This window comes from Candidatus Alistipes pullistercoris (genome assembly GCF_027665465.1).
In the GTDB taxonomy this organism is placed as follows: Bacteria; Bacteroidota; Bacteroidia; order Bacteroidales; family Rikenellaceae; genus Alistipes_A; species Alistipes_A hominis.
The window spans coordinates 81,090-93,150 of the sequence record NZ_JAQDED010000007.1 but is presented as its reverse complement, the minus strand read 5'-3'; the positions used below and the strand labels follow the sequence as shown (position 1 = coordinate 93,150).

The window sequence follows — 12,061 nt, the reverse complement described above, 5'->3', positions numbered from 1 at the left end:
TATGGCTGTAAACAATAACAGGAAAATCAAACGCAAGGTTCGGAATGCCTACATTATTTCGACGGTCAGCATCGCGCTGGTGCTCTTTCTGCTCGGCGCGGTGGGATACCTGATCCTCGGCGCGCTGAACGCTTCGAACCGGCTGAAAGAGAACGTGTCGGTGTTCGTGATGCTGAAAGACGGCATTCCGGAGGAGACTTCCGCTGCGGTAAAGCGGCAGTTGGAGACGAACCCCGCGATCCGGGAAGTGAAATTCATTCCGAAAGACCAGGCGGCGGCCGATTTCCAGGCCTATCTGGGAAGCGATTTCGTCGAATTTCTGCAGACGAATCCGCTGCCGGATTCCTACGAGGTGAAACTGGACGGACGTTCGGCCGAAACAGGGGCGCTGTCGGCCCTCGAGAAGCAGGTCATGTCGTGGGACGGGGTCGACGAGGTGGTCTACCAGCGGAACGTGATCGAGCAGGTTACGTCCAACATCAATAAATTCAACCTGGTGCTGTTGCTGTTCGGCGGCGCGCTGCTGATTATTTCGCTGATCCTGCTGAACAATACGATCCGCGTTACGATTTTCTCGAAACGTTACCTGATCCATACGATGAAGCTGGTCGGGGCCACGCGCTGGTTTATTACGAAGCCGTTCCTGGGCGGCAGTATCTTGCAGGGAATCTATGCCGGGCTGATCTCGTGGGCGATGCTGGCCGTGATGATCGCCGGGCTGCACGAAGGGCTGCCGGAGGTGAAGTTCGTTTCGGATCAGTTGCAACTGCTGTTCATTTTCGGGGCGATGATGGTGGGGGGTATCCTCATTTCGCTGGTGTTCACCGCTTTCGCCGTTCGTAAATTCCTGCGGATGCGGACCGATAAGTTGTATTTGTATTGATTTTTTCGGAATCCGGCCCGGTTTTACAATGATTGCCGGCCGGTTGCGTTATATTTTAGAGCATAACAGGCGGCGGGCCTGCCGTCATAAACACGGAGAACGGATGAAAAAAAATGAGAAAAACACGACGGACGCCGGAAAATCGAACCGGATGCCGTTGACTTTTACCAATTATAAGTTGATGCTGATCGGCTTTGCCGTGATCGTCCTCGGATTTATCCTGATGAGCGGCGGCGGCAGCGACGATCCGAACGTGTTCAACGAGGATATGTTCAGTTTCCGGCGCATTACGCTCGCTCCGCTGTTGGTGCTGGGCGGTTTCGCCTTCGAGATTTACGCTATTATGAAGAAACCGAAAAAGGAGGAGTAACCGATGGAGGTGTGGGAAGCGGTCGTCTTGGGGCTGGTACAGGGACTTACGGAGTTTTTGCCGGTGAGCAGTTCCGGCCATTTACAGATTTTCAATACGTTGTTCGGTCTTCAGGGCGAAGAGAACCTGACTTTCGCCGTCGCGGTGCACGCCGCTACGGTATGCAGCACGATTGTGGTTTTCCGCAACGAACTGGCCCGGTTGATCGCCGGATTTTTTCGTTTCCAGTGGAACGACGAAACGATCTATATTTGCAAAATAATGCTTTCGATGGTACCGGTGGCGATCGTCGGATTTTTCTTTAAGGATTATGTGGAGGAACTTTTCGCATCCGGATTGTTGGTCGTGGGGATTTCGTTGCTGATTACGGCTGCGCTGTTGTCTTTCGCCTATTACGCCCGTCCCCGGCAGAAAGCGGAAATTTCGTTCAAGGATGCTTTCGTAATCGGGCTCGCGCAGGCTTTCGCGGCGATCCTGCCCGGTCTTTCGCGTTCCGGATCGACTATTTCGACCGGACTGATGCTCGGCGACCGCAAGGAAGAAGTAGCCCGGTTTTCGTTCCTGATGGTGCTGATCCCGATTCTCGGCGAGGCATTCCTCGATGCGATGAAGGGCGGGTTCCACCCTTCCGAGAGCGGAATCTCGGCCGTTGCGCTGCTGGCCGGTTTCGTTACGGCCTTCGTGTCGGGATTCATTGCCTGCCGCTGGATGATCGGGATCGTGAAGCGGGGCAAGCTGATCTATTTTGCCGTGTACTGCCTGTTGGTCGGCGCGGCGTCCATCGTCTATTCGCTGGTCTGAATCCGAATTGAACAGTCTTAAAAAAATTTCGTTTTGAAACAACCGCTTTCTGCCGATCTGCCCTTTGCCGAAGGGTATGTGCTTCCTATCGACAAACCCCTTGGGTGGACCTCTTCGGACGTCGTCCGAAAAATCAAGGTAATGATGCGCCGGCTGGGACATCGCAAGATCAAGGTCGGACATGCCGGCACGCTCGATCCGCTGGCCACCGGCATCCTGATCGTGTGTCTGGGACGCGCGACCAAACAGGCCGAAGCGTTGCAGGCGCAGCCGAAAGAGTACCTGACGACGCTGGCGTTGGGGGCGACTACGCCCAGTTTCGATATGGAACACCCGGTCGACCGGACTTTCCCCTACGAACATATTACGCGGCAGATGCTCGAAGAAGCCCTGCGCACGATGGAGGGCGAACAGATGCAGTTGCCTCCGGTCTATTCGGCCAAGTCGATCGATGGCAAACGGGCCTACGAATACGCCCGGCAGGGGACGGAAGTGGAGATGCGCCGCGCGCCGGTTACTGTGTACGGGATGCGGCTCGAGTCTTTCGAACCGCCCCGGGCGACGCTCCGGATCCGGTGCAGCAAGGGAACTTATATTCGTTCGATCGCCCGCGATCTCGGTGAAAAGCTGGGCAGCGGGGCCTACCTGACGGCGCTTTGCCGTACCCGTAGCGGCGATTTCACGCTGGAAGACGCCTATACGCTTCCGCAGGTGCAGGGGCTGCTGTTTCCCGATCCGGATGGAACGGAGGACGTGCGCCGGTAGGCCGGAGGCTCCGTTCGTGCGAAAAAGATCGGCGCAGTGAAACAAAAGCCAAAATTTTGCGTATAAATAGTATTGTCCCGTTTGAATTTGCAGATTCCAAAGTTCATTTCAATAAATAATGAAATTATCTCAGTATAATTACAATTTCACGGCCGATATGTTGGCCAAATATCCGGCCGAGTGCCGGGACGAATCCCGGCTGATGGTGCTGAACCGCAAAACTGGAAAAATCGAGCATCGGGTTTTCAAAGACGTAGTCGATTATTTCAAGCCGGGGGATATTTTCACTTTCAACGATACCAAGGTGTTTCCGGCCCGCCTGTACGGCAACAAAGAGAAAACGGGCGCCGAGATCGAGATCTTCCTGTTGCGCGAGCTGAACCGGGAACTCCGGTTGTGGGATGTTCTGGTGGATCCGGCCCGCAAGATCAGGATCGGAAACAAACTCTATTTCGGTGACGACGACCTGCTGGTGGCCGAGGTGATCGACAATACGACTTCCCGTGGACGGACGTTGCGTTTCCTGTTCGACGGCGATTACGACGAATTCAAGGCCGCCCTGTTCAAACTGGGCGAGACGCCGCTGCCCAAGTGGATCCGTACGAAGGTTGAGCCGATCGACGACGAGCGTTACCAGACCATATTCGCCAAAAACGAAGGAGCCGTAGCTGCGCCGACAGCCGGCTTGCACTTCAGTAAGCACCTGCTCAAGCGAATGGAAATCAAAGGAATCCATATGGCTTTCCTGACATTGCACGTCGGCCTCGGAAATTTCCGGACGGTGGACGTAGAGGATTTGACCAAGCACAAAATGGATTCGGAACAGGTGATTATTCCGCAGCAGACTGCCGAACGGGTGAACGAAGTCAAGGATGCGGGCGGCAAGGTTTGCGCGGTCGGTACGACGGTGATGCGTTCGATCGAGAGTTCCGTGTCTACCGACGGCCGGCTGAAGCCGTTCGAAGGCTGGACCAACAAGTTTATATTCGAACCGTACGAATTCAGCGTGGCCAACTGCATGATCACCAATTTCCACCTGCCCTATTCGACGCAGTTGATGATGGTGGCGGCTTTTGCCGGTTACGACCTGTTGATGGACGCTTACGAAGTGGCCCGTACGGAGGAATACCGTTTCGGGACCTACGGCGATGCCATGCTGATCCTGTAAACGGGCAAAAAAGCCGTTGCGCAGCACGGTAATCGTAAAAAAAATAGTATCTTTGTATCAGGTCTCAAATCCTATTGATGAAAAATTCGTACCAATGAGTAACTGCAAAATTCTTTATGTCTGTCAGGAAATAACTCCGTATCTCCCTGAAAGCGATATGTCCGTTTTATGCAGAACGCTCTCCCAAAATATGCAGGAACGAGGAAATGAGATTCGAACCTTCATGCCGCGTTACGGTTTGATCAACGAACGGCGCAACCAGTTGCACGAGGTGATCCGCCTGTCGGGAATGAACCTGATCATCGATAACAACGACCATCAGCTGATCATTAAGGTCGCTTCGATTCCTGCGGCGAGGGTGCAGATCTATTTTATCGACAACGAAGATTATTTTCACCGCAAGGCGATCGTCCGCGACGAGAACGGCGTTTTGTTCCCGGACAACGACGAGCGGGCCATCTTTTTTGCCAGGGGGGTGCTGGAGACGGTCAAAAAACTGCGCTGGACGCCGGACGTGGTGCACTGCCACGGATGGTTCTCTTCGATCGTGCCGGTTTACCTGCGCAATCTGTTCGCAGACGATCCGATATTCAAAAAAGTGAAGATCGTCGTTTCGCTTTACGACGATGCGTTCGAAGGAGAGCTGGACAAAAAGTTCAAAGCCAAGATACAGGGCGAGGGCGTGCCTAAAAAATATCTCGATTATCTGGACGATCCCACATACGAAAACCTGATGAAGTTCGTTATCAACTATGCGGACGGCGTAATTTTCGAGACGCCGGAGCCTGCTGCGCCGATCGTGGATTTCCTGCATGAAAAGAAAAAGCCTTTTCTGGAGTTCCAGGATAAAACGACGGCAGAATATCTGGATCATTATCAGGCGTTTTACAACAAAATACTCGCAAATGAATAGGCCGAATCGAAGAGGGATCGCAGCGACACTGTTGCTCACGGCAGCCATCTTGTTTTCTTGTACGAAAGTGGATAATCAGTTCGGGGACGATTTCATTCCCGACGACGAGCAGATGAAGGTCTGTCTGGACACTTTGCGCGGTATCGACACTTACCTGACCGAGTCGGATTCGTTCCCGACGAGCGGAATGGTCTACGGTTATATGGGATCGGGTTGGGATCCGGTTTTCGGCCGGACGAAAGCCTCTTTTTGCGCCCAGTACAACATGAATTATTTTACGACGGGCAGCGAAATGTTCGGTATCGCGCCGGTGTTCGACTCGTTGATGTTGTGGCTGACGTTCAACGGTTCGTTTTACGGCGACTCGAGCAAAACCCAGAAATTCAATATCTACGAACTGACCGGGTACTTGGACAGCGATACGACTTATTATGCCGATTTCGACCCGTCTTCCATCGTGAGCGACAAGGTGCTGTTCAGTTTCGAGATAACCGGCGTCCCGTCCGAAGAAGTGATGCTGAAGCTGGACAGCGAAGCCGCTATCGAGTTCGCCCACCGGCTGATGGATACCACGGGGGGGACTTATACCAGCGATTCCCTGTTCCACGATGCGTATAAGGGATTCTGTTTTGCTCCGGATCCTTCGTCCGACCCCGATGCGTGCGTTTACCGGCTCGCCCTGGCGTCGATGGAGATGGGGCTCTATACTCGCAACTTTACCGATGCGACGGCGACGACTCCCAAAGATACGGTCATTACTTATTATTCGTTCGACAATACGCTGTTCAATCAGGCCCATGTCAGCATGATCAGTCATGATTACACGGGAACTCCGATTCAGGGGATCAACGATACGCTGACGACTTCGACGCCGCTGCCGTACGGTTATGTGCAGACGCTGGGCGGGGTGGCTACGTTCGTGCGGTTTACCGACGATTTCGTCGATCAGTTGCTCGGGAAGGTCGTCGCTCCGTACAATTCGATGGTTATCAACAAAGCGTCGCTGGTCTGGTCGCTGGCCGATCCTACCGCAGAGAATTTCAATCAGGCGCCTTCGCGGATCGGTTCCTATTCGGATTATAGGAAGTTTACCGGGATTCCGGACTACGACTATACTTACGAAACGAGTTCCGGCACGAGCCTGATATACGGAGGTTATCTGGATCGGACGAACGGCAATTACGCTACCGACATCACGATCTTTCTGCAAAAACTGATCGCCAAGCCCGACAGCGCTCCTCGGACGATGACGCTGGGCCCCGGCGGAGACCTACTCGCCGAATTCAAACAGGTGAAGCTGAAGACCGGGGCGAGCGATCCGCCGTTGCGGGTGATCGTCGCTTATACGTTGGTAAAATGATTCGGAAACAAATCAACGAAACCTAAAGGAGTAGAACTTTAGGTTTTCTCTTTATAATACAATAATGAAAGTCGCGGTATCGGGCAACCGGACCGCCGAAAAACGAAAATATTTATGCAGGAAAATCTGGTGATCGTGGAGTCTCCGGCCAAAGCAAAGACTATCGAAAAATTTTTGGGTAAGGGCTATGTGGTAAAATCCAGTTTCGGGCATATCCGGGACCTATCGAAGAAAGAGTTGGGAATCGACATCCAAAATGATTTTACACCGCATTACGAAATATCTCCCGATAAGAAGAAGACGGTAGCGGAGTTGGAAAAACTCGCCAAGGAGGCCGGCACGGTTTGGCTGGCGTCCGATGAAGACCGCGAGGGGGAGGCCATCGCGTGGCACCTGTCCCAGGTGCTCGGGCTGAAAGACGACAAGACCAAGAGGATCGTTTTCCATGAGATCACGAAAAATGCCATTTTACATGCCATCGAAAATCCGCGCACGATCGACCTGAATCTGGTCAATGCCCAGCAGGCGCGCCGGATTCTGGATCGTCTGGTGGGATTCGAACTGTCGCCGGTTCTGTGGAAAAAGATCAAGCCGTCGTTGTCGGCCGGACGCGTTCAGAGCGTGGCCGTACGGCTGATCGTCGAGCGCGAGCGCGAGATCATGGATTTCAAGGCCGCGGCCTATTACCGGGTGCTGGCCGATTTTACGGTTACCGATGCGGACGGGAAGAAATCCGCGTTCCGGGCCGAACTCAGTAAACGCTATGCGACCGAACAGGAGGCGCTCGCGCTGCTCGAAAAGTGCAAGACCGCCGTCTTTACCGTACGGAACGTCGAGCGCAAGCCGTCGAAAAAATCTCCGGCCGCGCCGTTCACCACGTCCACGTTGCAGCAGGAAGCCGGGCGCAAACTCGGTATGTCGGTGAGCCAGACGATGTCGGTGGCGCAGCGGTTGTACGAGGCGGGGTATATCACTTATATGCGTACCGATTCGGTGAACTTGTCCGGACAGGCGATCGCTGCGGCGAAAGCGGAGATCGTCAAGCTTTTCGGTGAAAAATATTCGGAAGTCCGCAACTATAAAACCAAAACGAAAGGAGCACAGGAAGCGCACGAAGCGATCCGCCCGTCTTACATGGATAAGACCGTGATCGACGCCGCTCCGGCCGAAAAAAGGCTGTACGATTTGATCTGGAAACGGACGATCGCCTCGCAGATGGCGGCGGCCCAGACCGAACGGACGGTGGTCGATATCGAGATCAGCAATGCGGAGGAGCGTTTCGTCGCTACGGGCGAGACCGTGCTGTTCGACGGTTTCCTGAAATTGTATTCCGAATCGACCGAAGACGAGGCGCAGGAGGGCGAAGAGGCGCTGCTGCCCCCGTTGAAACAGGGGGATCGGCCGGAGGCGAAAAGCGTTACGGCGTTGCAGCGTTTCACGCAGAGTCCGCCGCGTTACAGCGAGGCGTCGCTGGTCAAAAGGCTTGAAGAGCTGGGGATCGGCCGCCCGTCCACCTATGCGCCGACGATTTCGACGATCATCACGCGCGGCTATGTGGTTAAAGAGAACCGCGAGGGCGGCAAACGGGGGTATGTCCAGTTGAAACTCGAAAAAGGGGAGATTGTCCGCAAAGAGCTCAGCGAGCATGTAGGGAAAGAGAAAAACAAGCTTTCTCCGACCGATATCGGCATGTTGGTGACCGATTATCTCGACCAGCAGTTTACCGATGTGATGGACTATAATTTTACGGCGATGGTCGAAAAGGAGTTCGACGAAATTGCCGAAGGGGATAAAAGTTGGGTCGATATGATCCGTAAGTTCTACGAAAAGTTCCATTCGACGGTGGATCGGGCGCTCGAAAGCCAACCGGTCAGAAGCAGTCAGCCCCATCTGCTCGGAACCGATCCGAAGAGCGGCAAGCCGGTTTACGTCAAAATCGGACGTTTCGGCCCGGTCGCCCAGATCGGCGATGCCGACGATGCGGAGAAACCGCGTTTCGCGAGCCTGAGAAAAGGGCAGTTGATCGCTTCGATCACGCTCGAAGAGGCGCTCGACCTGTTTACGCTGCCGCGTACCGTCGGCGAGTTCGAGGAGAAAGAGGTGGTGATCGGCATCGGCCGGTTCGGGCCTTATGTGCGGCACGACGGCAAGTTCGTCTCGTTGGGCAAGACAGACGATCCTTATACGATCGAATTGGATCGTGCCGTATCGCTGATCCGGGACAAGCGCGAGAAGGACGCCAAGGCGAAGGAGCCGATCCGCACTTATCCCGAGGACGACGGATTGCAGGTACTGAACGGCCGTTATGGCCCTTATATCGCTTGGCAGGGGAAAAATTACCGCATCCCGAAAGGGTACGTGCCTGCCGAACTGACGCTCGAACAGTGCCGCGAGATCATCGCAAAATCAAAAAAATAACGGATTGCTTCCGACGAAAAGCCCCGCATCGAACCGATGCGGGGCTTTTCGTCTTTTCGGCGCGAGCGGAGGCTATGGTTTGAAGATCAGCGCTACCGCGTGAGCTTCGATCCCCTCTTCGCGTCCGACGAAACCGAGGCGTTCGGTGGTGGTCGCCTTGACCGATACGGCTTCCGGAGCGATTCCCATCGCGGAGGCCAGCGTTTCGCGCATGGCTGGAATGTGCGGTTTGATTTTGGGACGTTGCAGACAGAGCGTGCAGTCGACATTCCCGATTGCGTAGCCCTGCCGTCCGATCAGTTCCACGGTACGGCGCAGCAGGATCTTGCTGTCGATGCCTTTGTACGCTTCGGAAGTATCCGGAAAATGCAATCCGATGTCGCCGATCGCGGCGGCTCCGAGCAACGCGTCGCACAGCGCATGGATCAGTACGTCTCCGTCCGAGTGGGCGACGCAGCCGAGGGCGTGTTCGATACGTATGCCTCCCAGCCACAACGGGAGCCCCTGCGCTAATGCGTGCACGTCGTATCCGTGCCCGATTCTGAAATTCATCATTGGCCGAAGTTTTGTACAAACTAACGAAATTATGATTACATTTACAAGGAAGATTAAATTTTTAAGGAAATGTCAGAAATTGCACAATTGACCCCTCGGATCGTGTGGGACTATTTCGATCAGATAACCCGGATTCCCCGTCCGTCCAAGAAAGAGGAGAAGATCATGGCTTACCTGGTCGATTTCGCCAAAAGTCACGGGTTGGAGTACCGGCGCGACGGCGTGGGCAACCTCGTGATCCGCAAACCGGCGACCGAAGGGATGGAAGACCGTTCGACCGTCGTCTTGCAGAGCCACGTGGATATGGTGTGCGAGAAAAACAGTAGCGTGAATTTCGATTTCGAGAAAGATCCGATCCAGACGCGCATCGCGGACGGTTGGGTTACGGCGACCGGCACGACGCTCGGCGCCGACTGCGGCATCGGCATGGCGGCCGAGCTGGCGGTGCTGGCTTCGGCGGACGTTCCGCACGGACCGCTGGAATGCCTGTTCACGGTAGACGAGGAGACCGGACTGACCGGGGCCTTCGGGCTGGGCGAGGATATGCTTTCCGGCAAGTATCTGATCAACCTCGATTCGGAGGATGAAGGGCAGATTTTTATCGGCTGCGCCGGCGGGATCGATACGGTGGCTACGCTGAATTACCGGCAGGAAGAACCGGTCAAGAATTACGAATTTTTCCGGATCGACGTTTCCGGTCTGCTCGGCGGTCATTCCGGCGACGATATCGAAAAGGGCAGGGCCAATTCGAACAAAGTGTTGAACCGTTTTTTGTGGAGGATCGACGCGAGCGATATCGACCTGCGGCTCGCCTATTTCGACGGCGGGAACCTGCGTAATGCGATCCCGCGCGAGGCGTTTGCCGTTTTCGGCGTTCCGTCCCGCGAGGTGAAACGGGTCAGGCGTTTTTTTGAGGAGTTTCGGGACGACCTGAAACGCGAATACGGGACGATCGAAACCGGAATGGATCTGGCGCTGACCGATATGCCCGCGCCGGATACGGTAATGGATGTCGAAGCGCAGCGCAGTCTGCTGGACGCCGTGTGCGGCGTGCCGAACGGCGTGCTGGCGATGAGTCCGGTGATGCCGGGCATGGTCGAAACGTCGACGAACCTGGCTTCCGTCAAATTCGTCGGCGAACTGTTGGTCGAAATCACGACTTCGCAGCGTTCTGCGATACAGAGCGCGCGGGATGCCGCGTCGGCATCGGTCGAATCGGTGCTGCGGCTGGCCGGCGCCGACGTAAGTCGTTCGGACGGCTATCCGGGCTGGAATCCCGATCCGGATTCCAGGCTGCTGGAGGTGGCCCGCAGTGTTTACGACAAGCTGTTCGGCGCGCAACCGCAGGTGCGGTCGATCCATGCCGGATTGGAGTGCGGTCTGTTCTTGCAAAAATATCCCGATCTGGAGATGATATCCATCGGTCCGACCCTTCGCGGCGTACATTCGCCGGACGAGAAGCTGGAGATCGCTTCCGTCGGACGGTTCTGGCAGTTTCTGACCGGAATACTCGGCGCGTTGAAAAACGCCGGCGATCGGTGACCGCAGGCGTTTTCCGCAGATTTTCCGATAACCGGGTTAGCGGGTCGTTTTGCGGCCCGGATATACTTTTAGCGCTTCGCGCAGGCATTCGGCGGCGGCCAGCAGGTCTTCGCGCTTGATGACGTAGGCGATGCGCACCTCGTCGTGTCCGAGGTAACACGAGGCGTAGAATCCGGTCGCCGGGGCCAGCATGACGGTTTGTCCTTTGTATTCGAACTCTTCGAGTAGCCATTGGGCGAAACGCTCGCTGCTGTCGATCGGAAGCTTCACGATCGAGTAGAACGATCCTTTCGGCATCGGGCAGTAGACCCCTTCGATTTTGTTCAGCGCCTCGACGATGCAGTTGCGGCGCGCGGCGTATTCGTCGTGCACTTCCCGGAAATAACTCGCCGGAGTGTCCAGCGCCGCTTCGGCCGCCACCTGGGCCAGATAGGGCGGGCACAGCCGCGCTTGTCCCATCCGCAGCGCGGCGGCGATGATCGCCTTGTTGCGCGATACGAGCGTTCCGAGCCGTACGCCGCACATGCTGTAACGTTTCGACACCGAGTCGATCATTACCACGTTCTGTTCGATTCCCTTGAGGTTCATTACCGAGATGCATTGCGTCCCGTCGTAGCAGAATTCGCGGTATACTTCGTCCGCCATCAGGTACAGGTCGTGCCTCAGCACGATATCGCGCAGTTGCGCGTACTCCTCTTCGGAATAGACGTATCCGGTCGGGTTGTTCGGGTTGCAGATCAGAATCGCTTTGGTGCGCGGCGTAATCAGCCGTTCGAAATCCTCCATCGGAGGCAGTGCGAAGTCGTTGGCGATGGTCGACGAGATCGGCTTGATATTCACGCCCGCTTCCATCGCGAAGCCGTTGTAATTGGCGTAGAACGGTTCGGGTACCAGTACCTCGTCGCCCGGGTTCAGGCAGATGGTCATGGCCATGAAAATCGCTTCCGACCCCCCGACGGTGATCATCAGGTCGTCGGCCGTCACGTCGATGCCGACGCTTTCGTAGTATTTGACCAGTTTGCGGCGGTAACTTTCGTTACCCGCCGAATGGCCGTATTCGAAGACGTGATCGGAAATATTCTTGACGGCGTCCACGGCGACCTGCGGCGTGCAGATGTCGGGCTGCCCGATGTTCAGGTGGTAGACTTTGATTCCGCGGCTTTTTGCTTTTTCGGCATACGGTACCAATTTACGGATCGGCGAGGGGGGCAGGTATACCCCCTTATCGGATAAGTTAGGCATGAAAAAATATTTTAAAACACCGCAAAGCTATAAATATATTTTTA

At 55.3% G+C, this 12,061-nt stretch carries 11 protein-coding genes; 9 read left to right on the top strand and 2 right to left on the bottom strand.

What is annotated here, in order from left to right; translation table 11 throughout:
• Position 1 precedes the first annotated feature (1 nt).
• From PGR91_RS10425 to topA, 8 genes are all read left to right on the top strand, one after another.
• Entirely contained in the window at positions 2 to 883 is an 882-nt protein-coding gene (locus tag PGR91_RS10425) for a cell division protein FtsX (protein WP_055205270.1), read from the top strand.
• A gap of 103 nt (positions 884 to 986) precedes the next feature.
• Positions 987 to 1,253 (top strand): DUF3098 domain-containing protein, encoded by a 267-nt coding sequence (locus tag PGR91_RS10420; RefSeq protein WP_055205271.1) that lies wholly within the window; start codon positions 987 to 989, stop codon positions 1,251 to 1,253.
• Positions 1,254 to 1,256: 3 nt separating this feature from the next.
• Positions 1,257 to 2,054 carry an undecaprenyl-diphosphate phosphatase gene (locus PGR91_RS10415; RefSeq protein WP_101572301.1) on the top strand — a complete coding sequence of 266 codons (798 nt, stop codon included), beginning with the start codon at positions 1,257 to 1,259 and terminating at the stop codon, positions 2,052 to 2,054.
• A gap of 33 nt (positions 2,055 to 2,087) precedes the next feature.
• Positions 2,088 to 2,819 (top strand): tRNA pseudouridine(55) synthase TruB, encoded by a 732-nt coding sequence (truB, locus tag PGR91_RS10410; protein WP_228385808.1) that lies wholly within the window; start codon positions 2,088 to 2,090, stop codon positions 2,817 to 2,819.
• 118 nt (positions 2,820 to 2,937) lie between these two features.
• Positions 2,938 to 3,987: a tRNA preQ1(34) S-adenosylmethionine ribosyltransferase-isomerase QueA gene (queA, locus tag PGR91_RS10405; RefSeq protein ID WP_101572303.1), complete on the top strand. Its 1,050-nt coding sequence runs from the start codon at positions 2,938 to 2,940 to the stop codon at positions 3,985 to 3,987.
• 94 nt (positions 3,988 to 4,081) lie between these two features.
• Positions 4,082 to 4,900 carry a glycogen/starch synthase gene (locus tag PGR91_RS10400; RefSeq protein ID WP_101572305.1) on the top strand — a complete coding sequence of 273 codons (819 nt, stop codon included), beginning with the start codon at positions 4,082 to 4,084 and terminating at the stop codon, positions 4,898 to 4,900.
• Positions 4,893 to 6,260 carry a DUF4270 family protein gene (locus tag PGR91_RS10395; RefSeq protein WP_172970806.1) on the top strand — a complete coding sequence of 456 codons (1,368 nt, stop codon included), beginning with the start codon at positions 4,893 to 4,895 and terminating at the stop codon, positions 6,258 to 6,260. Before PGR91_RS10400 ends, PGR91_RS10395 begins: the two co-directional genes overlap by 8 nt.
• A gap of 114 nt (positions 6,261 to 6,374) precedes the next feature.
• Positions 6,375 to 8,678 carry a type I DNA topoisomerase gene (topA, locus tag PGR91_RS10390; protein ID WP_101572309.1) on the top strand — a complete coding sequence of 768 codons (2,304 nt, stop codon included), beginning with the start codon at positions 6,375 to 6,377 and terminating at the stop codon, positions 8,676 to 8,678.
• 72 nt (positions 8,679 to 8,750) lie between these two features.
• On the opposite strand, the gene ispF is transcribed toward topA, so the two are convergent.
• Positions 8,751 to 9,233, bottom strand: a complete 483-nt coding sequence (gene ispF / locus PGR91_RS10385) for a 2-C-methyl-D-erythritol 2,4-cyclodiphosphate synthase (RefSeq protein ID WP_101572311.1) — start codon at positions 9,231 to 9,233, stop codon at positions 8,751 to 8,753.
• A 69-nt stretch (positions 9,234 to 9,302) separates the two neighbouring features.
• On the opposite strand from ispF, the gene PGR91_RS10380 reads away from it, so the two are divergent.
• The gene (locus tag PGR91_RS10380; protein ID WP_118656785.1) at positions 9,303 to 10,775 is read left to right on the top strand and encodes an aminoacyl-histidine dipeptidase; all 1,473 of its coding nucleotides are present in this window, start codon (positions 9,303 to 9,305) and stop codon (positions 10,773 to 10,775) included.
• A gap of 36 nt (positions 10,776 to 10,811) precedes the next feature.
• On the opposite strand, the gene PGR91_RS10375 is transcribed toward PGR91_RS10380, so the two are convergent.
• Positions 10,812 to 12,017, bottom strand: coding sequence for a pyridoxal phosphate-dependent aminotransferase (locus PGR91_RS10375; RefSeq protein WP_055205280.1), 1,206 nt, complete (start codon positions 12,015 to 12,017; stop codon positions 10,812 to 10,814).
• Between the last annotated feature and the right edge of the window lie 44 nt (positions 12,018 to 12,061).

What these genes read in the sequence shown, in the direction of transcription:
- PGR91_RS10420 (WP_055205271.1), top strand. Translation starts at nt 987, where the DNA reads ATGAAAAAAAATGAGAAAAACACGACGGACGCCGGAAAATCGAACCGG.
- PGR91_RS10395 (WP_172970806.1), top strand. Translation starts at nt 4,893, where the DNA reads ATGAATAGGCCGAATCGAAGAGGGATCGCAGCGACACTGTTGCTCACG.
- PGR91_RS10400 (WP_101572305.1), top strand. Translation starts at nt 4,082, where the DNA reads ATGAGTAACTGCAAAATTCTTTATGTCTGTCAGGAAATAACTCCGTAT.
- PGR91_RS10415 (WP_101572301.1), top strand. Translation starts at nt 1,257, where the DNA reads ATGGAGGTGTGGGAAGCGGTCGTCTTGGGGCTGGTACAGGGACTTACG.
- PGR91_RS10375 (WP_055205280.1), bottom strand. Translation starts at nt 12,017, where the DNA reads ATGCCTAACTTATCCGATAAGGGGGTATACCTGCCCCCCTCGCCGATC.
- topA (WP_101572309.1), top strand. Translation starts at nt 6,375, where the DNA reads ATGCAGGAAAATCTGGTGATCGTGGAGTCTCCGGCCAAAGCAAAGACT.
- queA (WP_101572303.1), top strand. Translation starts at nt 2,938, where the DNA reads ATGAAATTATCTCAGTATAATTACAATTTCACGGCCGATATGTTGGCC.
- ispF (WP_101572311.1), bottom strand. Translation starts at nt 9,233, where the DNA reads ATGATGAATTTCAGAATCGGGCACGGATACGACGTGCACGCATTAGCG.
- PGR91_RS10425 (WP_055205270.1), top strand. Translation starts at nt 2, where the DNA reads ATGGCTGTAAACAATAACAGGAAAATCAAACGCAAGGTTCGGAATGCC.
- PGR91_RS10380 (WP_118656785.1), top strand. Translation starts at nt 9,303, where the DNA reads ATGTCAGAAATTGCACAATTGACCCCTCGGATCGTGTGGGACTATTTC.